The organism is Bradyrhizobium australiense (assembly GCF_013114825.1).
Lineage (GTDB): Bacteria > Pseudomonadota > Alphaproteobacteria > Rhizobiales > Xanthobacteraceae > Bradyrhizobium > Bradyrhizobium australiense.
Map to the genome: position 1 here is coordinate 1 of NZ_JAAVLX010000008.1, position 19,209 is coordinate 19,209.

The window sequence follows — 19,209 nt, forward strand, 5'->3', positions numbered from 1 at the left end:
CGGCGGCGCAGCCATCCTGGGTGGAGGCGACGGTGCGGCCATCCTCGCCGGTGGAGGTGACGCAACCGTTCTGGGCGGGGGCGATGCCGGAGCTACTCGCGCTGCCGGTGGTGGTGGTGGGGGCCTTGCCACATGCACCGCTGACGGTGGCGGGCCACGCCGTAGCTCAGGTTGCAATTGAGGTTTTGGCGCAACCGCAGCAGCCGGCCTTGATGGCCCGGCGGCACTGGCTGGCGGCGCAACCACGGGCTGCCGGCCTGCCGGAGCCGCGGGAGCCGTCGCGCCAATGGCCGGCCGCGCGCCGGCAGCGCCGGGTGCGGTGGGCGCCGCTGCTCCCGGGGGCGACGCACCCGGCGCAGGCCTTGCGTTTGGATTGACGGCGGCGCTTGGGGGCGCGGGTGGCGCGCCCCTGGCGCCCGGAACCGGCAGGGCGTTGGTCCTCGGCGGGGGCTGTGTCGACGGCAGCGCGGCTGGTGCGTTCGCCGGCTGCACCGCGGCCGGCCGGCCGGCCTGCCCGGCCGGAGCGCCGGGCAGGCCGGTCCTCACGGCAGGACGGATCGTGGCGCTCGGCGGCACCGGTGCTTTGCCCTGCTGGATCAGCGTGGCCCGTTGCGCGACCGCAGGCGGCAGGGTCGGCGTGGCGCTCCCCTGCCCCGGCGCAACCACGCCGGCGGGGGCGCCGGGGCGTCCGATGGGCCTTGCGCCAGGTCCGGGCGCGGGCAAAGCGGACTGTGGCGGCCTGTTGATCACGTTGTTGATGACGGCCCTGTTGTGGATGTTGGCAAAGATGATGTTGTTCGGCGGCGGCGCCACATAGCGCGGGGGCCTCACATAGGCCGGGATCGGCACAAAGATCGGCTGCGGCAGGATGAACAGCCCGATCGGCGGCGGCGGTGGCTCCAGCACCACGAAATCCTCCGGCGGCGGCGGCAGGTAGTAGACCGGTGCCGGTGGCGGCGGCACGAAGTCGAACTCGGGATCACTGAAGGCCAGCACCGGACGATCGACATAGATGAACTCGTCCGGCGGCGGCGGCGGCACGTCGTAATCGATGACATCGAATGTCGGCGGCGGCTCGACCGGCGCAGTCAGAATGGCCAGCCGGCGGCGCGCGTCGGCCGCATGAGGCCCACGCGGGTAGCGCTGCAGGTACGACCAATAGGCGTTCGGGGTATCGGCGCGGTAGGTGCGGCGCCAGGTGATCGCTTCGCGCCGCGCCGCCGCAATCGCTCTCACCCGCTTTGCCAGGGGATCGCTCGCGTAGGCCCCGAGAAAATCCTCGTAGGCCTGCAACGTGTCGCGCTCCAGCGCCGCGGCATAGGCTTCCTGCACGCCGAGATCCCGGATCGGCTTGTCCCGGATGGCGGCGACCTGATCCGGCGGCGCTGCGGCCGGCGCATCCGGTGCGCGCTCGAAGAACGTGAAGCTGCCATCGACCTTCTGGCTATCCCACGGCACCTGCGCGCCCTTGGCTGCTTCGTTGACGCGAAGCCGCACGCGATTGAAAACCTCCGGCAACGGCAATCCGCCGGTCCGAATCATCTCGGCTAGCGATTGGGCGTAGATGCCGTAAGGTCCCTGCTCGGCCGGCGCCACGGTACCAGGCGCCGCGTTGAACGCGATCAGCATGTGCGGATCCGCCTCCACCAAAGCGAGACCGCTCGCGATCTGTCCATCGACGAACGGCTGCTGCCGCGCCGCGTCCAGCACGACGATGCCGACCTTCAGCGGCAGTGAGGCGAGTTGGCGGATGTAGTCGCCGGTTCGCAACGCCTCGGTCGGAACATCGGTATCGCGGTTGATCGCGGAATCGACCGGCACGAAATAGTTGTCGCCGGCCAATTGCAGCCCGTAACCGGCCAGATACACCATCGCGACCGTGTCCGGCCCCGAGCTTTCGGCTTTCTGGATGAAATCGCGAAAACTCTTGCGCAGCGTGTCGCCATCGAGGTCGCGGGCGCCGATCACGTCGAAGCCCGCCGCCTGCAGGGTCTGCGCGATCAGGCCGGCGTCGTTGGCCGCCGTTGCGAGTGGCGATTTCGCATAGGCGCCGTTGCCGACCACCAGCGCAATACGCTTTTCCGGCTGCTGAGCGGCGGCGGAGCTCAAATAACCCGCCGGGCCGGATATGGCCGCGAGACAGATCGTAAGGATCGACAGACTTCTTGCTAACCGCCGCATGGATCCCACCCTGTCGCCACCGAGCGCCGCATGGAGCGCGTGTTGAGCTGAACATTTCTTGAACAATTGCGCTCTCAGCAAGGCATGGTGCCGCTCAAATCGAGCAGGGTATCGCGCTCGATCCGGTTCCGGCGCCGAAATTCGCATTGTCGCGACCTCACGGTAGGCGTATCCTCGGTACAAATCGTGTTCGCCCGCATCGTGAGGCGACTGCGCGAGTTCCTCCCGGTGTGCGGATTGCCCATGCAATGGAGGAAATCGTCATGACCGTTGCCCCAACCCTGCAGAAATACCTGGATCAGAGCGTCACCTACGACCTGATTCCTCACGCTCCCACCATGTCATCGACGCGTACAGCGGAAGCCTGCCACGTGCCGGGCGACGCGCTGGCCAAGGCCGTCGTGCTGCGTCGTGACGGCGGCTACATGATGGCCGTTCTTCCGGCCTCCCATCACCTGCATATGTCGGCGCTGAAAAGTCAGCTCGGGCACAAGGTCGACCTTGCGAGCGAGAAGGAGATCGCGGAGCTATTTGTCGACTGCGACATTGGAGCCATCCCGGCGGTCGGCGAATGCTATGGGCTCGACGTCATCGTCGACGACAGCATCGACGCGCGAGGTGACATCTACATGGAGGGCGGCGATCACGCGACGCTGATCCGCATGGACGGCGACCAGTTCGCGCGACTGACGGCGAAGGCCTGGCGCGGCCACTTCAGCACACACGATTGAGGCCGCTCGATCCTGACTGTGGCGGCTAGAGTGCCTTCTCGAAGTAGTGGCGGAGGAGCCCTCCGCCGGCTTGCTTGACTGTCATGGCCTCAGCGATTTCGCTCCTGACGCGCTTGAACCCGCTCTTGGTATAGAACCGGAACGCGGCGCGTTGAACGTCAGCGGTGCTGACGATCATTCGGGAGAAGCCGAGTTCGCGCGCCATATCCGCGGCTGTGCGCAGCATGCGCTGAGCCAAGCCGCAGCCGCGCCAGCCCGCATCGATGTACATGCGCCGGAGTTCCGTCGTGTCGCTGCTGTGACACTCAATGCCGAACGTGCCCACGATCTGCCGGCTATCGTCGGCCGGCGCGACCACCCAGAAGGCACTGCGTCTCGCCTGCGAGAAGACATCGAGCAGACGCGAAAGCTCGCACTCGACGGTGGTCGCGATGTATTGCTCGAACAGGGATTCCAGCCCCGCGGGTGCCAGCTCCCGATTGACACGGGTCCACAGATCAGTGACGGCCGCGAAGTCGGAGGCTGCGTAAGGCCGAAAGGCGACGTCCTGTTCGCCCGCCCTATTCTCATCGCCTATAGCCACGCAAATGCCTCGGGGGGAAATTGAACGCAGGATCTCAAGCTGCAGCAAACCGGCTGACTGGAGCGCCGGATGCCGCCGGATCATAGCGCCTTCAGCGCCCATCCATCAGTGATGGGCGGCAACGCTCTTCACGCACCCGGCCAGCAGATCATTGGGTGCCAAACGGCTGACGTCGCCCAGGCTGATCATGCCGACCATTCGCTTGCTCTTGTTGATCACCGGCAACCGGCGGACCTGCAACGTCTCCATGTGATGGACGGCCTTGGCAAGGTCATCGTCCTCCCGGCAGCAATGGATGCCTTCGGTCATTACGTCGCGCGCCTGCGCACGGCTGGGGTCGAACTTGCCGTCCGCAAGCCCTTTGCACACGATGTCCCGATCGGTCACCATCCCGACCAGGTGGTCGTCCTCTCCGATCGGAATGCAGCCGATATCATGTTCTCGCATCAGCTTGGCGATTTCGGTGATGGGGGTGTCGGGGTTGACCCAATCGACGCCCTTGTGCATCGCGTCTTTGACTTTCATGGCGGACCTCCGTCACTGCGATTTCAGGTGATACTCCCGTGATGCAGCACAGTTCCCCCTCGGCCCGATTATATGACGGTTCGGGCAGGTCGGCATCGAAAAGGCAATGACAACTTCTTGAATTCGCGAAACCGCGTCGTTTCCGGAGTTGAAGTGCCCCCGCGCAACGCCGTCGGCCATCTCGGAAGGATGTCAGAAGAGTTCGCTACTGACAGGTTTTGGCAGTGCCGTCCGCTAGTTTTGACCCGGCCGGAGATCGATCCGGCAGCGATGTTCAAACGAGGACCTTCCGGATGCCGAACTTCAGTTTCGTCCTACTTTATGTCGAGAATCCGCCGGCCAGCGCCGGCTTTTATGCCGATTTGCTCGGCCGCCCCGTCATCGAGAGCTCGCCAAGCTTTGCAATGCTGCGGTGTCGGAAGGCATGATGTTCGGACTGTGGTCGCGCAAGACAGTCGAGCCGGCCGCCGACGCTCAGGCCGGGGGCGGCGAAATCGCATTCACGGTCGAGAATGCCGCCGCGGTCGATTCGACGTTTGCCGACTGGAAGAAGCGTGGGCTGAATATTCTTCAAGAGCCCGTGCAGATGGATTTCGGCGTGACCTTCGTCGTGACCGATCCCGATGGCCATCGCCTGCGCGTGTTCGTTCCGGCGACAGCGTGAGCAGCTCCGCAGCGGCCCTTCCGGGCCGCGGCGGTCCTTAGCTGAGGCCTAATCTGCCAGTTGAAGCTACCGCGAGCATCGTTCTCGCGGACCAGTCGTGGTCTCTCCCGGAAACGGCGTTTCGCTCGCGACAAGCAGATGTCGCCCGCCGGAAAATCGGCATAGGCGTAAGTTCCTACCATCACCTTGCCCATCGGACTGCCATCTATCTTCACGTCACAGGCGCAAATCGCCATGGATAGCCCGGCGCGCTTTTGCTGAAGCACCACGACCCGGGACTGCCCCGCCTTCAGCAGTCCGATCTTTTGCGAGATTGCCGCATGGTCGGTCCCGACTTTGGCCGTCACACAGCCCGACAACAACAACGCGCCTGACAGCAACGCTATTCCACGCCCCAACATAACGCGGTCGGTTAACCCTACAGCGTCTGCACATCAACCACGCCGGCAACCGCCTTGATCGCACCGGCGATCTGCGGCGAGACCTTGAAGCGGCCCGGCAGCTTCATCTCCACCTCGGTCTGCAGATCGAGCATGATGACGAGCGAGACGTCGCCATCGGCGCCGCCCGATGGCCCGGGCGCGGGCTTCGCCGGCAGGCCCTTGGCCGAACCGTTTAGCGCGGATGCTTCCGGCATGTTGAGCCGTCGCGCGATCGAATCCAGCGGCTTGGTGTCGCGAACGAAGATCCGCAGGCCCTTTTGGGTTTTGGCCGCGGCATCGTCCAGCGGCTCGGCATGCAGCACCCGTGCACGCACGTCTTCGCCCTGCAACTCGGCGCCGAGTTGCAGCAACACGGCCGCCCCCGGCTCCAGCACGTCGCGATATTGCGCCAGCCCTTCGGAAAACAGCACGGCCTCGAAATGTCCGGTCGGGTCTGACAGGCCCATGATGCCCATCTTGTTGCCGGTCTTGGTGCGGCGCTCCATGCGCGACACGACGGTGGCTGCGACCCTGCCCGCAGTCGCGCCGGTCTTCACGGCACGCGAGAATTCCGCCCAGGACTGCACCCGCAGCCGCTTCAACACGGTGGCGTAATCGTCGAGCGGATGGCCGGACAGGAAGAAGCCGACGGCGTCGTACTCGCGGCGGAGTTTTTCGGCCGGCAACCAGGGCTCGATCTGCGGCAGCATGATGGTCGGCGCGTCGGCAGCATTGCCGAACATGTCGTTCTGACCGATCGTCGCCGCCTCATGGCTTCGCTGGCAGGCGGCGAGAATCGCGTCCGCGCCGGCAAAGACGCGAGCGCGGTTTGATTCCAGCGTGTCGAATGCGCCGGCAGCGGCGAGACTTTCGATGATGCGCTTGTTGATCGCGCGCGGATTCACGCGGGCGGCGAAGTCCGCGAGCGACGTGAAGGCGCCCTTTTTGCGCTCCTCCACGATCTGCTCGACCGCTTGCAGGCCGACGCCCTTCAGCGCAGCCAGCGCATAGTAGATGGTTTTCTCGCCGACCTCGAAGGTGGCGCCCGAGCGGTTGATATTCGGTGCCTCGACCTTGATGCCGAGCCGCTGCGCCTCGGCGCGAAACTCCGAGAGCTTGTCGGTGTTGTTGAGCTCGAGCGTCATCGACGCCGCCAAAAACTCCACCGGGTAATGCGCCTTCATGTAGGCGGTGTGGTACGACACCAGCGCGTAAGCCGCAGCGTGGCTCTTGTTGAAGCCGTAGTCGGCGAACTTGGCGAGCAGTTCGAAGATCGTGTCCGCCTGCCCCTTCGGCACGCCGTTCTTGACTGCGCCGGCAACGAAGATCGCGCGCTGCTTCTCCATCTCGGCGCGGATCTTCTTGCCCATTGCGCGGCGCAGCAGGTCGGCGTCGCCGAGCGAATAGCCGGCCATCACCTGCGCGATCTGCATCACCTGTTCCTGGTAGATGATGACGCCGAACGTCTCTTTGAGGATCGGCTCCAGGATCGGATGCAGATATTCCGGCTCCTCGTCGCCGTGCTTGCGCGCGCAATAGGTCGGGATGTTGGCCATCGGACCCGGGCGGTAAAGCGCCACCAGCGCGATGATGTCCTCGAAGCGGTCCGGCCGCATGTCGATCAGCGCGCGCCGCATGCCCTGGCTTTCCACCTGGAACACACCGACCACGTCGCCCCGCGCCAGCATCTGGTAACTCGGGGCATCGTCGATCGGCAGCGTCGCCAGATCGACATGGATGTCGCGCTGCCTGAGCAGCTTCACCGCGACATCGAGCACGGTCAGCGTCTTCAGGCCGAGGAAGTCGAACTTCACCAGCCCCGCCGGCTCGACCCATTTCATGTTGAACTGGGTCACCGGCATATCGGATTTGGGATCGCGATAGAGCGGCACCAGTTCGCTTAACGGGCGATCGCCGATCACGATGCCGGCGGCGTGGGTCGAGGCGTGGCGCGTCAGGCCCTCGAGGCGCTGGGCGATGTCGAAGGCGCGCGCGACCACCGGGTCCTCGTCGCGGAACGCCTGCAGCTTGGGTTCGCTCTCGATCGCCTGCGCCAGCGTTACCGGCGCGGCGGGATTTTGCGGCACCAGCTTGGTCAGCTTGTCGACTTGGCCATACGGCATTTGCAGCACGCGGCCAACGTCGCGCAGCACGCCCCTCGCCTGCAGTGTTCCGAAGGTGATGATTTGCGCCACCTGATCGCGGCCATAGCGCTGCTGTACGTAATCGATCACCTCGCCGCGGCGGTCCTGGCAGAAGTCGATGTCGAAGTCGGGCATCGAGACGCGCTCGGGGTTGAGGAAGCGCTCGAACAGTAGTCCAAAGCGGATCGGATCGAGATCGGTAATGGTCAGCGCATAGGCCACCAGCGAGCCGGCGCCGGAGCCGCGGCCCGGGCCGACCGGAATGTCGTGGGCCTTGGCCCATTTGATGAAGTCGGAAACGATCAGGAAGTAGCCCGCATAGTTCATGCGGTTGATGACGTCGATCTCGAAGGCGAGACGTTTCTGGTAATCCTCTTCCGTCGTGCCGGGAGACAGGCCATGAACCTGCAGGCGCCGTGCGAGCCCCTCCTCGGCCTGACGCTTCAGTTCGGCCGATTCCTCGGTTGCCGCGTCAGATCCCGATCCGGCACCGACCGTGAAGCGCGGCAGGATCGGCTTTCGCGTCTTCGGCCGGAACGAGCAGCGCTCGGCGATCTCGACGGTAGAGGCCAGCGCTTCCGGAATGTCGGCAAACAGCACCGCCATCTCGGCGCGGGTCTTGAAGCGGTGGTCCGGCGTGAGCTGCTCTCGATCAGTCTCGGCAATCAGCTTGCCGCCGGCGATGCACAAGAGCGCGTCATGGGCCTCGTAGTCGTCATTCGACGCGAAATATGGCTCGTTGGTCGCGACCAGCGGCAGGCCCTTGGCGTAGGCGAGATCGATCAGGCCGGTCTCGACGCGGCGCTCCTTGTCGATGCCATGGCGCTGCAGTTCGACATAGAGGCGATCGCCGAACAAGCCGGCCAGCCGGTCGATACGTGCGGCTGCAAGCGCTGCGTGATCGGCGTTGAGCGCCAGCGAGATCGGGCCATCGGGGCCGCCGGTCAGCGCGATCAAATCCTCGGCATCGCCCTCCAGCCATTCGAGCTTGATGTGCGGGGATTGATGGACCGGCGTTTCCAGGAACGCCCGCGAGTTGAGCCGCATCAGGCTGCGATAACCGCGCTCGCGCGCCGCCAGCAGCACGATTCGCGACGGCGTGGCGGCCAGCGAATTACGGGCGTTGGGATCCTGGTCGCCGAAATCAACGGCCAGCTCGCAACCGACGATCGGCTGGATGCCGTAGCCCGCCATTTTGTCGGAGAATTCCAGCGCGCCGAACATGTTGTCGGTGTCGGTCAGCGCCAGTGCCGGCTGGCGGTCGGCTTTCGCCAGTTCGCCGAGCTTGGCGATCTTGATCGAGCCCTTCAGCAGCGAATAGGCCGAATGAACGTGGAGATGAACGAATCCGGCACTGGACATGGTCGCTTTAACGGGCTCTTGCATCATGGTGGGGAGCGAATCGCCGGCCGCTCAGAGGCGCCGACTCGCCCCGCAATGGTGATGCCTGGGCCTTGCGGAGTCCACGCGGAATGCGCCTTACGCTCCCGCCATCCGGCTTTTCCCCAACCCGCCCGCAAGATGCAACGGCCTGAATCTTTCCCCGCATCAAAGCTGGGGAATCACCTGCGCCCAGACCGCGATCATGCCGACAAACAGCGTAATCGACGCCAGCGCTGCCGCCTCTTCCACGAACATCCGCAACATGATCCGACTCCCATGGCCCAAGAACATATGAGGAACATTGTTCCTCTTTTGTTCCAAGAGTCAAGGCCCGTCTCACGCCACGTTTTGCGACAGTTCCCGCTTGGTTAACCGGCCGGCTCACCCTAACAAAAAAGCCCCGGGACAGTCCCCGGGGCTTCGATGTTTCGCAAGGTCTAGCGCGAGATCAGTACCTCGCGACGACCGGGCCGCCGAAGCGATAGTTGATGCGGGCGGTGACGAGGTCTGCGTCCTGCTTGATGTCGTCGGTGCGGGTGATGCCGCCGACCGTGCTTACGAAGGTATAGCTCTGAGTACCCATGAACAAATGGTTGTACTCGACGCCGAACGACCAGTTCGGAGCGAAAGCGTACTCTACGCCGGCACCAACCGTGCCACCCCAGCGGGTCTCCTCGGCACGATCGACCACGGTGCCTGCGAACAGACCTTCATAGCGGTTGTCGGTCACCGCTGCACCGCCCTTGACGTAGAACAGGACGTTGTTGGCGGCATAGCCGACCTGGCCGGTGAACAAGCCGAACGCGTCGATCTTGCTGCGGTTGACCAGAGGTGCCCCGAGGAGGCTCACGTTCGAACCGTTGAAGTCCGCCCAGTTGCCCTGCGCTTCGAGACCGAACACCCAGTTGCCAGCCTGCCAGCGATAGCCGACCTGACCACCGACCGTACCGCCGTCAGAGTCGTGGCAACCTTCAGAAGCGGGAGTGAATGGAACGCCGCCGACCGCAGTGTTGGTCCAGCAGTTGTGGCTCGTGCCCCAGCCGCCGTTCGCGCCGATGTAGAATCCGCTCCAGTCATACACAGCGGCGACCATCGGGGGCGCCTTGGTGTAAGGACGCGCCGCGAGATCCGCAGCAAGTGCCGGCGCAGTCGCGCCGAGCGCGATCAGACTGGCCGTAACAAGCAAAACCTTCTTCATTCTTTTTATTCCCGTTCCTTTTTGAACAGCCCCCAAGGCCGCCGCATGCTCATAGCATCGTTCGCTCGAATTGCTGTAACCTCGCTGCAACAGCCCACACCAAATGGCCTCAGTGTGAACGCAAGTTAATGTTGGCTTGCAGACACTTTTCGAAACATTGCGCCGGAGCTCGCCGCAAAAAATTCACATTTGTCTTGCGGCAACATTGAAAGATGCAATGGGTTGACGAGATTGCGCAGGTACGGCTTGTGTCGATGGAAATGCAGCGCTGATGCGCCGACGGAGATTCGAAATGCGTAGAGCGATTCTAGCCCTTCTCGCCGCAAGTGGATTGGCCGTCATTGGCGCTGCGCCTGCCGAAGCGGTCGGCACTCGATACCCGTTCTGCCTTCAGGGCGATGAATATCCGGGACTGAGCTACTGCACGTTCACGAGCTACGAGCAGTGTCAGGCGACCGCTTCGGGACGCTTTCTCACCTGCATCGCCAACCCCTATTATGTCGGCGAGAGCGAACCGCCGCCCTCCAACTACCGCCCGCTGCCCGGCCGCGCGCTGCCGCCCGCCGCAGGCTACGGCCGGTACTGAGCAGCGAGGCCGTTCGCCCGCGAGACATTCCGCACGCGAGCCTGCGCATGCCCGCACGTGCAGCGCGTGAACGTGATTTGACGCCGGACGGCATCAAATGTCTGCTGGCCCTCAGCACACGCGGACCGACGCAGATCTCAAGGAGATTCTGATGCGCACTCTGGCTTTGGCAATTCTGGCGATCGGAGCAGCCTCGGCGGCCGCACCGGCGCAAGCACAGACCTACGATCCCAGCTATCCAGTTTGCCTGCATGTGTATGGCAAGGTCAGCTATTACGAATGCAGATATACTTCGCTGCCCCAATGCAACATGTCGGCGTCGGGCCGCTCGGCGCAATGCGTGATCAATCCATATTTCGCGCATGCTTCTCAGGGACCGTCGGCATATCGCAATAAGCGGTACCGCAACGGCTACTGAACGCCGCTATTCGAGTTCGACGACCCGGCCGTCGACCAGCGACACCCGCCGGTCCATGCGGCCGGCCAGTTCCATATTGTGGGTGGCGATCAGCATCGCGACCTGCGTCGCCTTCACAAGCTGCATCAGCGCCTTGAAGACGTGATCGGCGGTGTGCGGATCGAGGTTTCCGGTCGGCTCGTCCGCCAATAGCGCCCGCGGCGCATTGGCGACCGCGCGCGCGATGGCGACGCGCTGCTGCTCGCCGCCGGAGAGTTCGGCCGGCCGGTGCGAGGTGCGGTCGCCAAGGCCGAGATAGGCCAGGATTTCCTGCGAGCGCTTGATCGTCTCGGAGCGTTTGAGGCCGCGAATCATCTGCGGCAGCATGACGTTTTCGAGCGCGGTGAATTCCGGCAACAGCCGATGCGATTGATAGACGAAGCCGATATCGGAGCGCCGGATCTGGGTGCGATCGATGTCGGATAGCTGCGAGGTCGGCGTGCCCGCGACATAGACTTCGCCGTCATCGGGACTTTCGAGCAGGCCCGCAATATGCAGCAGCGTCGATTTGCCCGAGCCTGATGGCGCCACCAGCGCCACCGATTGCCCCGCCCACAGCGCGAGCTTGGCGCCGTTGAGGATGGTCAGCGTTGCCTCGCCCTGCCTGTACTCGCGTTTTATCTCGTGGAGATAGATAACGGGTACATCTTCCGCCTCCTCGGCCATCGCGTCCTCACTCGTACCGGAGCGCGTCGACGGGATCGAGGCGCGCGGCGCGCCAGGACGGATAGAGCGTCGCCAGGAACGACAGCGTCAGCGCCATGATCACCACCGCAGTGGTCTCGCCGAAATCGATCTCGGCCGGCAACCGGGAGAGGAAGTAGAGTTCCGGCGAGAACAATTCGGTGTTGGTCATCCAGGACAGGAATTGCCGGATCGATTCGATATTCAGGCAGATCAGCATGCCGACGAAAAATCCGGTCAGCGTGCCAACCACGCCGATCGCAGCGCCCGTGATCAGGAATATCCGCATAATCGAACCCTGCGAGGCGCCCATCGTGCGCAGGATGGCGATGTCCTGGCCCTTGTCCTTCACCAGCATGATAAGGCCGGAGACGATGTTGAGCGCGGCAACCAGCACGATCATGGTCAGGATCAAAAACATTACATTGCGTTCGACCTGAAGCGCGTTGAAGAAGGTCGAGTTGCGCTGCCGCCAGTCGACCAGGAACACCGGCCGCCCAGCAGCCTCCGTCACGCTCTTGCGGAACGCGTCGATTCGATCGGGATTGGTGGTGAATACCTCGATCGCGGTGACGTCGTCCTTGCGGTTGAAATAGGCCTGCGATTCCGGCAGCGGCATGAACACGAAGCTGGCGTCATATTCCGACATGCCGATCTCGAACACCGCCGCCACTTTGTAGGGTTTGATGCGCGGTGTCGTGCCCATCGGGGTCACCGCGCCCTTGGGCGCAACCAGCGTGATGGTGTCGCCGGCATGCAGCGACAATTGATCGGCGAGCCGCCGTCCAATGATGACGCCCTGCCCCTCGTCAAACCCTTCCATCGTGCCTTGCTTGATGTTCTTGGCGATCGAGGTGAGGTTGTTCAGGTCCGCAGAGCGCATGCCGCGTACCAGCACACCGGCGGCGTTGAAGGCTGAGGAGGCCAGCGCCTGACCGTCCACGACCGGGGCGGCAAGGCGGATGCCGTCAACTTGGCTGATGCGCTCGGCGACGTCCTTCCAGTCGGTCAGCGGCGATTCCAGCGGCTGCACCAAAAGATGACCGTTGAGCCCTAGGATCTTGTCCAAGAGTTCCTTGCGAAAGCCGTTCATCACGGCCATCACGATGATCAGCGTGGCGACGCCGAGCATGATGCCGAGGAACGAAAAGCCGGCGATGACGGAAATGAAGCCTTCCTTGCGACGGGCCCGCAAGTAACGCCCGGACAACAGCCATTCGAAGGGCGCAAAAGGCGGGGTTCGGGCTGTCTCGTTCATGGTCTCATCCATTACTCGATAATCCCATGATTCGGGCCAAATGTGGCCGTATTGGCCAACATATCAGCCGCGGTGGATATCTTATCCCGCGATCTTCGCCACCACTTCGACTGGGCTGAGATTCTCGCGCGCGCCGTCGCTGCGCCGCTTGATCTCGAGCTTGCCCTCGGCGAGTCCTTTCGGCCCGACCAGAATTTGCCAGGGGATGCCGATCAGGTCGGCGGCGGCGAATTTCGCGCCGGCGCGCTGGTCGGTATCGTCATAGAGCACGTCGACGTCCTTTGCCTGAAGCTCGCGATAGAGCTTCTCGCAGGCGCCGTCGACCGCAGCATCCCCCTGCTTCAGGTTCAAGATCACGGCCGTGAACGGCGCCACCGCCTCCGGCCACTTGATGCCGGCATCGTCGTGACAGGCCTCGATGATGGCGCCGACCAGCCGCGAGACGCCGACGCCGTAGGAGCCGCCATGGATCGGTACGTCGACGCCGTCGGGACCGGCGACCAGCGCCTTCATCGCATCGGAATATTTGGTGCCGAAATAGAAGATCTGGCCGACCTCGATGCCGCGCGTGTTGACGCGCTTGTCGGCCGGCACCTCGCGCTCGTAACGCGCGGCATCGTGGACGTCCTCGGTCGCGGCATAGACCGACGTCCATTGCTTGATGATGTCAGTCAGATCGCCGTCGTAATCGACATCGTCAGGCGGGATCGGCAAGTTCAGCACGTCGCTATTGCAGAACACACCGGACTCGCCGGTTTCCGCGAGCACGATGAATTCGTGGCTGAGATCGCCGCCGATCGGCCCGGTCTCGGCGCGCATCGGGATTGCCTTCAATCCCATCCGCGCGAAGGTGCGCAGGTAAGCGACGAACATCCGGTTATAGGAACGGCGCGCCGCCGCCTCGTCGATGTCGAAGGAGTACGCATCCTTCATCAGGAACTCGCGGCCGCGCATTACGCCGAAGCGCGGGCGCTGCTCGTCGCGGAACTTCCACTGGATGTGGTAGAGATTGAGCGGCAGGTTTCTGTAGGATTTGACGTAGGCACGAAAGATCTCGGTGATCATTTCCTCATTGGTCGGCCCATAGAGCAGTTCGCGCTTGTGGCGATCGGCGATGCGCAGCATCTCCGGACCATAGGCGTCGTAGCGCCCGCTCTCGCGCCAGAGGTCGGCGAGCTGCAACGTCGGCATCAAGAGTTCCAGCGCGCCGGCGCGGTCCTGTTCCTCGCGAACGATCTGCTCGATCTTCTTCAAAACCCGGAAACCGAGCGGCAGCCACGCGTAAATGCCGGCCGCCTCCTGCCGCATCATGCCCGCGCGCAGCATCAGCCGATGCGAGACGATCTCCGCCTCTTTCGGATTTTCTTTCAGGATGGGTAGAAAAAACCGCGACAACCGCATGGGACAACTCGAGGAATCAGTGGGCTACCGGAAGAGGTGCAGTGAAAGCGGATCGGGTACGAAAACACAAGGCCGGAGCCCGCGAAAAAGCCGCTGAAAACGCGGATTTCTAGGCCGTTTTGCCGGTGAAATTGTTAGTTTTCCAATCGTAGGATGGGGCGGAGCGAAGCGATACCCATTCTACGAAATCCCCCGCAAGCCGCTCCTTACTTCTTCATGCCGGAATGATCGTGCTTCGTTTCACCTCCAGCCGGGCCCTTCGCACCGACACCCTGCACGTCGAGCGACAACGTCACCTTCCCCGCCTTCTCGAATTCGAGGGTGACCGGCACCTTGTCGCCCTGCTTGAACGGCTGCTTGAGATCCATCAGCATCAGATGATGGCCGCCTGGCGCGAGCTTGACGGTCTTGCCCGGCTCGATCGGCAGCCCCTTGTCGAGCGGCCGCATCGTCATGACGCCGTTGTTCATGGCCATCTCGTGAACTTCGACCTTGCCGATATTTTCGCCGGAGCCGCCAACGAGCTTATCCGGTGCACTGCCCTTATTCTCGACGGTGAGGTATCCGCCGGCGATTTTTGCACCGCTCGGCGTGGCGCGGCTCCAAGCCTGCGTAATGACGAGGTCGCCGGCCTTGACCTCCTGGGCGTGCGCAGGCGCGCCCAGCAAAGCAAACAGGGTGGCGAAGGCCAATAATGGCAAGACAGGTTTCATCGGATGTCTTTCGATTTATGAAGTACGGCCGGCGCCGGACGACCGAGGCCGCCGTTGGATTAACTTGAGAATACAACGTTCGTGTTCACAATGGCGGGATTGCGCCATTATTTGCTCGTGGCCGTTTGCTGAAACAACCATTTTTCGAGGTCCGGTATTTCTGCCGAACCTTCGATCGTGGTGACGGTTCCGTCCCGCCCGATCAGAAGCGTGCGCGGGATATCACCCTGCCAGGCGGGATCGATCTCGAACCGGAGGCGTTCGACAAAGCCATCGCTGAAGATCCAGTTCTCTGCCGATGCAAGCCCTGCCTTCTCCAGCATCGCACGCGTTGCGCTGTCCAGATTCGGGACCAGATCGGCGCTGATCATCACGACGTCGACCTCGGAATGGTCCTTCATGAATTGTCCGAGCAGCGGCAATTCCACCTTGCAAGGACCGCAGGTGACGCCCCAGAAATGCACCAGCGTCGGACGTCCGGCATGCGAATGCCGCACGTCCTGCCAGCTTCCTCGCACGAACGGCTTGAGCTCGGACGGCGTCTCTGCTCCGGGCGCGGCACCGAGACACGCGATGAGGAATGTGGCGGCGAGCAGGAAGTGTTTCATGATCTGTCTCCGATCGGCAGAAGACGATAGCCGTCGGCCTTGGTCATCCAGGAAAGGTAGACCTTCTGCCCGTCGCTGACCAATAGCGGGTGGTCGGAGGTGTCAGTCGTCGTGGCGATCGCGACCGGCCTTGACCAGCTCCTGCCCTCATCATGCGAAGTCATCGCATTGACTGCGGTCTTCTCGCCGTCGAACTCTTTCCAGACCATGGTGGCGCCGCGCGGGCCGGCAAGCACGTACGGCCGCGTGGGATTGCGGTCGGAACGTCCCAGCGGAAGCGGATCGGAAAACGTGCGGCCTTCGTCCTGCGAGCGGGCGTAGAACAGCCCCTTGCGGGCCTTGCCGTTGGTGTACCAGGTCGCGTGGTAAGTGCCTGCGGGCGAAATTGAAAGGCTCGGTCCATGGTGCGGGCACGCGGCAATCTGCCAGTCGTCGGTGCTGACGCGGCGAACCTCGCCCGGTGTCGCCGGATCGGCGAACGTCATGATCGCGTGATCCCGCACGCCACCTTCGAAAATGTTCCTGAACATCACCACGGGATGGCCTGGGCCTGCGAACGCCAGGCCAAGCCGACAGCATTCGCAGGTGTTGTCGGCTGCCAGGCGCGTCTCGGAATAGGTCGCACCGCCGTCCTTCGATGACGCGAAGAACAGCCCTGCGCCTTCGTATTTCCTGCCCTCCTCACGCGCAGGCACCCGGTTGCGCTTGTCGATCCAGGCCGCAAACACCGAACCATCAGCATCAAGATCAATTGCCACGAAGCGCTGACTCTCGTTGCTCGACGTGATCGGCTGCGGCTCGGCAAAGCTTTGACCGCCATCGGCCGACCTTGTGGTCAGCACCTGGCCGTTGAAGGCCTTGTTCCTGAAGCGCGAAAACGCCAGCGCAATGCCGCCGTTCTTGTCGACGACGATCTGGGGACGGGCGTCCGGACCCCAATCGAGGTCGAGCTTTTCCTTGGTCACCTGAACCGGCGTCGAAAAGCTGCGTCCCTCATCCTTCGAACTCGCCACCGATATCTGGCCCCCCGCCATCCAAGCGAGCCACAGCGTGCCATCCGGCGCGAAGGCCGGCGTGACCTTCGACGCGCAGCGCAAGATGACCTCCTCGCACGCCGCTTCCGAGGCATGCTGATGATGGGCCATTTGCGCGTTCGCTGCGGTTTGGCAAAGCGAGAAGGCGAGCGTCGCGAGCAGACTCATTCGCAGCATGGCTTTACTCCTGTGTTGTCCGATCATTTGAACGCCAGTTTCATTCCGGCGATGAACGCGCGCGGCGAACCGGCGTAGATCGAGCCGGTGGTGTTCGCCAGTACGCTGGCGGGATTCTGGATACCGCCTGCCGTCACCGAGTTTGCGATGTTGTTCGCGGAAGCCACATAGGTCCGGTCAAACACGTTCCTGACCTCGACATACATGCTCAACGACTTGAAGTAATCGGACACGAGATCGGACTTGTAGTGAACGTTGAGATTGACCAGTTCGTAACCGGGCGCCTTCAGGAGATTGGCGTTGTCCATGTAGAACGAGTCCTTCCACTGGACCTCGACAAACGCTCCGAGCCCTGCAAGCGGCCCCCACATCTGTTCATAACCAAGACGCGCCGTCAGTTCATTCGGCGAGATGCCGGGAATCTTGTTGCCTGCCCGGTTGAAGCTGAAGATCGCGCCGTTGACGATATTCTCGGTGTACTGGGTATAAACCTCATCGAGATAGGTGTACGCCGCGGTAAATCGCCAGCCCGGCTGGAACTGCCAATCGGCAGCCAGCTCGACGCCGCGATGCTCCGATCTCGGCGCATTGAACGTGTAGCTCGCATTGGGCGCGCCGACCTGGGTCGCCTGGGTGACCAGCTCGTCCTTGAAGAACTCGTAGAATCCCGTCGCGCTGAATTTGAGCGTGTTGTTTGGCGTCCAGTCGAAGCCAAGATCGTAGCCGATGTTCTTCTGGGTCCTTAGCTGCGTATTGTTGCCGTTCGTACCATCTGAGAGAACGAAGAGATTTCCGATCTGTGGCGTGCCGTATCCGGTGGCGACGCGCGCGCGGAACAGCCATTCGGGATTCAGCTTGTAGAGCAGCGCCAGCTCGGGCGCGGTGTTCTGGAATTGCCGTTCGGCGGTCGTCGGCGTGATCGTCGGCATCGGAACCGGCGAATTTCCGTAACCATAGGCGGAATTGATCCCCTTCAGATGCGTGGTTTCCCATCCGATGCCGGCAATGGCGGTCAGTTGCGGCGTCAGCTTCAATTCCTCGCGGGCGCGAACGCCGTAATTGGTGGTGTCGCTCCAGGTATTGCTTTGAAGAAGGCCGAGCTGCGCGTTGCCTCCCGGCATGACGTTGCGTGTGTCGCTCGACGCGGTCAGCGTGTTGTAGAACGCGCCGAAGTACGTCGTCGATTCCACGCCTAGGATTTCGCCGCGCTTGGTTACATCGCTCATATAGTTGTAGGAGGGGAAATCGCCGATGGCGCTGGTAGCGCCGGTCGGTTGATTGATGTTGCGATCGTCGAACACAAACTGGTTGCGCCAGGTGGTCGTGTTGTCGAAGTCGTGCTCCCATCTGCCGCCGACGATGGTGCGGCGATCCTCGCGGCCGAGCCCGGCCTGCACGGCGGTGACCGGAGTCCTTGTACCGTTGAAGCCGTTGTTGAAGAGGGGAACTGAGGCGCAGCCGGTAACGCCGGCCATATCGCACCCCGCCTGGAAGGGATTCTGATGGTACTGGTTCAGCGACAGCCGGAGCGGCAGCCGTGTGTCGAGATTGTTGTTGATGAACTTGACCGTGAAGCGATCGTCAGGCGTCACGTGCAAGGTGCCGAGGAAATTCACGGTCTGGGTATTGAACCAGCTATTGCCGATAAATCCGTCGCCGCGCGCGTCACTGACAAACAGCGAGCCTTCGAAATTGCCGACCTTTTTGCCCGCGGCGAGATAGTTGTTGAGATAGCCGAAGCTGCCGCCATCGACGCCGTACTCGACGCCGTCGATCGTACCGCCCGGGCGGGTGCGGAAATTGAGCGCGCCGCCGGTCGCGTAATTGCCGTAGAGCGCGGACGACGGACCGCGGATGACATCGATCGCGCTATAGGCGCGCGGATCGATCAGGTCGCTCCGGGAAAGTCCGTCCGGCTGCGTGACCGGAAAACCATCCTCGAAGATCACAACGTTGCGAATGCCGAAGCCGTTGCGGGCGTTGGAGCCGCGGATAGAGATGCCGATGTCGCGCGGACCGTTGCCCTGCTTGACCGATATGCCGGGGCTGTCGCGCAGCACGTCGGCGACGGAGAACGACGGCCGGTTGTCGAACCGGCTGCGGTCGACCGTCGTCTGGGTCTGACCGGCGGGCGCCTGGTAAAGGATCGCCCGCGCCACGCTGGGCGTAATACCGGAAGTCAGGGAGGCAGCCGTTGGCGCAATGGCCGAAGCTGGCCGCGCCTGCGACCTGGCGGTCGAACGAACCACCGGCTTCCGGGTCGCGGGTTTGGCCGCAGCGGTCCGCGGCGCGTCAACCGTCACGGCCGGCAGGCTTTGACTGGCCGTCTGCGCCATTGTCACCGAAGGGAACGCCAACACGCTGCAAAGTGCGAGCGTGCTCACCCCGGCACGGGCACGATAACGAAACATGAATAATTCCTGACGCCAACTCTTTGGCTGGCTTGCTCAATTGAACGAA

The 19,209-nt window shown here is 63.0% G+C and carries 16 protein-coding genes and 1 pseudogene; 4 read left to right on the forward strand and 13 right to left on the reverse strand.

The window, feature by feature from the left end:
* Window positions 1-2,181, reverse strand: a 2,181-nt coding sequence (locus HCN58_RS24010) for a caspase family protein (protein ID WP_171581867.1), incomplete at its 3' end; no start/stop codon positions are given.
* Between the two features lie 248 nt (window positions 2,182-2,429).
* Here HCN58_RS24010 and HCN58_RS24015 point away from each other — a divergent pair.
* Window positions 2,430-2,912 (forward strand): aminoacyl-tRNA deacylase, encoded by a 483-nt coding sequence (locus HCN58_RS24015; RefSeq protein ID WP_235983840.1) that lies wholly within the window; start codon window positions 2,430-2,432, stop codon window positions 2,910-2,912.
* Window positions 2,913-2,937: 25 nt separating this feature from the next.
* Here the strand turns inward: HCN58_RS24015 and HCN58_RS24020 are convergent, their stop codons facing one another.
* Both HCN58_RS24020 and HCN58_RS24025 read right to left on the reverse strand, forming a co-directional pair.
* A complete protein-coding gene (locus HCN58_RS24020; protein ID WP_171581868.1) occupies window positions 2,938-3,579 on the reverse strand; it encodes a GNAT family N-acetyltransferase in 642 nt (213 codons plus the stop codon).
* Between the two features lie 21 nt (window positions 3,580-3,600).
* A complete protein-coding gene (locus HCN58_RS24025) occupies window positions 3,601-4,020 on the reverse strand; it encodes a CBS domain-containing protein (RefSeq protein WP_171581869.1) in 420 nt (139 codons plus the stop codon).
* 293 nt (window positions 4,021-4,313) lie between these two features.
* On the opposite strand from HCN58_RS24025, the pseudogene HCN58_RS24030 reads away from it, so the two are divergent.
* A pseudogene (locus tag HCN58_RS24030) lies at window positions 4,314-4,684 on the forward strand (VOC family protein).
* Here the strand turns inward: HCN58_RS24030 and HCN58_RS24035 are convergent.
* The 3 genes from HCN58_RS24035 to HCN58_RS24045 form a co-directional block, all read right to left on the reverse strand.
* Window positions 4,591-5,085 carry a DUF2846 domain-containing protein gene (locus tag HCN58_RS24035; protein ID WP_171581870.1) on the reverse strand — a complete coding sequence of 165 codons (495 nt, stop codon included), beginning with the start codon at window positions 5,083-5,085 and terminating at the stop codon, window positions 4,591-4,593. The pseudogene HCN58_RS24030 and the gene HCN58_RS24035 overlap by 94 nt on opposite strands.
* A gap of 17 nt (window positions 5,086-5,102) precedes the next feature.
* Window positions 5,103-8,612 carry a DNA polymerase III subunit alpha gene (dnaE, locus tag HCN58_RS24040; protein WP_171581871.1) on the reverse strand — a complete coding sequence of 1,170 codons (3,510 nt, stop codon included), beginning with the start codon at window positions 8,610-8,612 and terminating at the stop codon, window positions 5,103-5,105.
* 469 nt (window positions 8,613-9,081) lie between these two features.
* A complete protein-coding gene (locus HCN58_RS24045; protein ID WP_171581872.1) occupies window positions 9,082-9,831 on the reverse strand; it encodes an outer membrane protein in 750 nt (249 codons plus the stop codon).
* Window positions 9,832-10,123: 292 nt separating this feature from the next.
* Between HCN58_RS24045 and HCN58_RS24050 the strand changes: the two genes are divergently transcribed.
* Together HCN58_RS24050 and HCN58_RS24055 are read left to right on the forward strand one after the other, a co-directional pair.
* Window positions 10,124-10,417 carry a DUF3551 domain-containing protein gene (locus HCN58_RS24050; RefSeq protein ID WP_171581873.1) on the forward strand — a complete coding sequence of 98 codons (294 nt, stop codon included), beginning with the start codon at window positions 10,124-10,126 and terminating at the stop codon, window positions 10,415-10,417.
* A gap of 151 nt (window positions 10,418-10,568) precedes the next feature.
* A complete protein-coding gene (locus HCN58_RS24055; RefSeq protein ID WP_171581874.1) occupies window positions 10,569-10,835 on the forward strand; it encodes a DUF3551 domain-containing protein in 267 nt (88 codons plus the stop codon).
* Window positions 10,836-10,841: 6 nt separating this feature from the next.
* Here the strand turns inward: HCN58_RS24055 and HCN58_RS24060 are convergent, their stop codons facing one another.
* The 7 genes from HCN58_RS24060 to HCN58_RS24090 all read right to left on the reverse strand — a co-directional run bounded on the left by HCN58_RS24060 (window position 10,842) and on the right by HCN58_RS24090 (window position 19,160).
* On the reverse strand, window positions 10,842-11,540 hold the full coding sequence (locus HCN58_RS24060; protein WP_171581875.1) for an ABC transporter ATP-binding protein: 699 nt from the start codon (window positions 11,538-11,540) through the stop codon (window positions 10,842-10,844).
* 7 nt (window positions 11,541-11,547) lie between these two features.
* The gene (locus HCN58_RS24065) at window positions 11,548-12,828 is read right to left on the reverse strand and encodes a lipoprotein-releasing ABC transporter permease subunit (RefSeq protein WP_171581876.1); all 1,281 of its coding nucleotides are present in this window, start codon (window positions 12,826-12,828) and stop codon (window positions 11,548-11,550) included.
* A gap of 69 nt (window positions 12,829-12,897) precedes the next feature.
* Window positions 12,898-14,217: a proline--tRNA ligase gene (gene proS, locus HCN58_RS24070; protein WP_171581877.1), complete on the reverse strand. Its 1,320-nt coding sequence runs from the start codon at window positions 14,215-14,217 to the stop codon at window positions 12,898-12,900.
* Between the two features lie 206 nt (window positions 14,218-14,423).
* The gene (locus HCN58_RS24075) at window positions 14,424-14,930 is read right to left on the reverse strand and encodes a copper chaperone PCu(A)C (protein WP_171581878.1); all 507 of its coding nucleotides are present in this window, start codon (window positions 14,928-14,930) and stop codon (window positions 14,424-14,426) included.
* Window positions 14,931-15,037: 107 nt separating this feature from the next.
* A complete protein-coding gene (locus tag HCN58_RS24080; RefSeq protein ID WP_171581879.1) occupies window positions 15,038-15,538 on the reverse strand; it encodes a TlpA family protein disulfide reductase in 501 nt (166 codons plus the stop codon).
* Window positions 15,535-16,749, reverse strand: a complete 1,215-nt coding sequence (locus tag HCN58_RS24085; RefSeq protein ID WP_171581880.1) for a sialidase family protein — start codon at window positions 16,747-16,749, stop codon at window positions 15,535-15,537. The genes HCN58_RS24080 and HCN58_RS24085 overlap by 4 nt, the downstream gene beginning before the upstream one ends.
* A gap of 23 nt (window positions 16,750-16,772) precedes the next feature.
* Window positions 16,773-19,160 carry a TonB-dependent receptor family protein gene (locus HCN58_RS24090; RefSeq protein ID WP_171581881.1) on the reverse strand — a complete coding sequence of 796 codons (2,388 nt, stop codon included), beginning with the start codon at window positions 19,158-19,160 and terminating at the stop codon, window positions 16,773-16,775.
* Window positions 19,161-19,209 lie beyond the last annotated feature (49 nt).

What these genes read in the sequence shown, in the direction of transcription:
- HCN58_RS24015 (WP_235983840.1), top strand. Translation starts at nt 2,430, where the DNA reads ATGGAGGAAATCGTCATGACCGTTGCCCCAACCCTGCAGAAATACCTG.
- HCN58_RS24020 (WP_171581868.1), bottom strand. Translation starts at nt 3,579, where the DNA reads ATGATCCGGCGGCATCCGGCGCTCCAGTCAGCCGGTTTGCTGCAGCTT.
- HCN58_RS24025 (WP_171581869.1), bottom strand. Translation starts at nt 4,020, where the DNA reads ATGAAAGTCAAAGACGCGATGCACAAGGGCGTCGATTGGGTCAACCCC.
- HCN58_RS24035 (WP_171581870.1), bottom strand. Translation starts at nt 5,085, where the DNA reads ATGTTGGGGCGTGGAATAGCGTTGCTGTCAGGCGCGTTGTTGTTGTCG.
- dnaE (WP_171581871.1), bottom strand. Translation starts at nt 8,612, where the DNA reads ATGTCCAGTGCCGGATTCGTTCATCTCCACGTTCATTCGGCCTATTCG.
- HCN58_RS24045 (WP_171581872.1), bottom strand. Translation starts at nt 9,831, where the DNA reads ATGAAGAAGGTTTTGCTTGTTACGGCCAGTCTGATCGCGCTCGGCGCG.
- HCN58_RS24050 (WP_171581873.1), top strand. Translation starts at nt 10,124, where the DNA reads ATGCGTAGAGCGATTCTAGCCCTTCTCGCCGCAAGTGGATTGGCCGTC.
- HCN58_RS24055 (WP_171581874.1), top strand. Translation starts at nt 10,569, where the DNA reads ATGCGCACTCTGGCTTTGGCAATTCTGGCGATCGGAGCAGCCTCGGCG.
- HCN58_RS24060 (WP_171581875.1), bottom strand. Translation starts at nt 11,540, where the DNA reads ATGGCCGAGGAGGCGGAAGATGTACCCGTTATCTATCTCCACGAGATA.
- HCN58_RS24065 (WP_171581876.1), bottom strand. Translation starts at nt 12,828, where the DNA reads ATGGATGAGACCATGAACGAGACAGCCCGAACCCCGCCTTTTGCGCCC.
- proS (WP_171581877.1), bottom strand. Translation starts at nt 14,217, where the DNA reads ATGCGGTTGTCGCGGTTTTTTCTACCCATCCTGAAAGAAAATCCGAAA.
- HCN58_RS24075 (WP_171581878.1), bottom strand. Translation starts at nt 14,930, where the DNA reads ATGAAACCTGTCTTGCCATTATTGGCCTTCGCCACCCTGTTTGCTTTG.
- HCN58_RS24080 (WP_171581879.1), bottom strand. Translation starts at nt 15,538, where the DNA reads ATGAAACACTTCCTGCTCGCCGCCACATTCCTCATCGCGTGTCTCGGT.
- HCN58_RS24085 (WP_171581880.1), bottom strand. Translation starts at nt 16,749, where the DNA reads ATGCTGCGAATGAGTCTGCTCGCGACGCTCGCCTTCTCGCTTTGCCAA.
- HCN58_RS24090 (WP_171581881.1), bottom strand. Translation starts at nt 19,160, where the DNA reads ATGTTTCGTTATCGTGCCCGTGCCGGGGTGAGCACGCTCGCACTTTGC.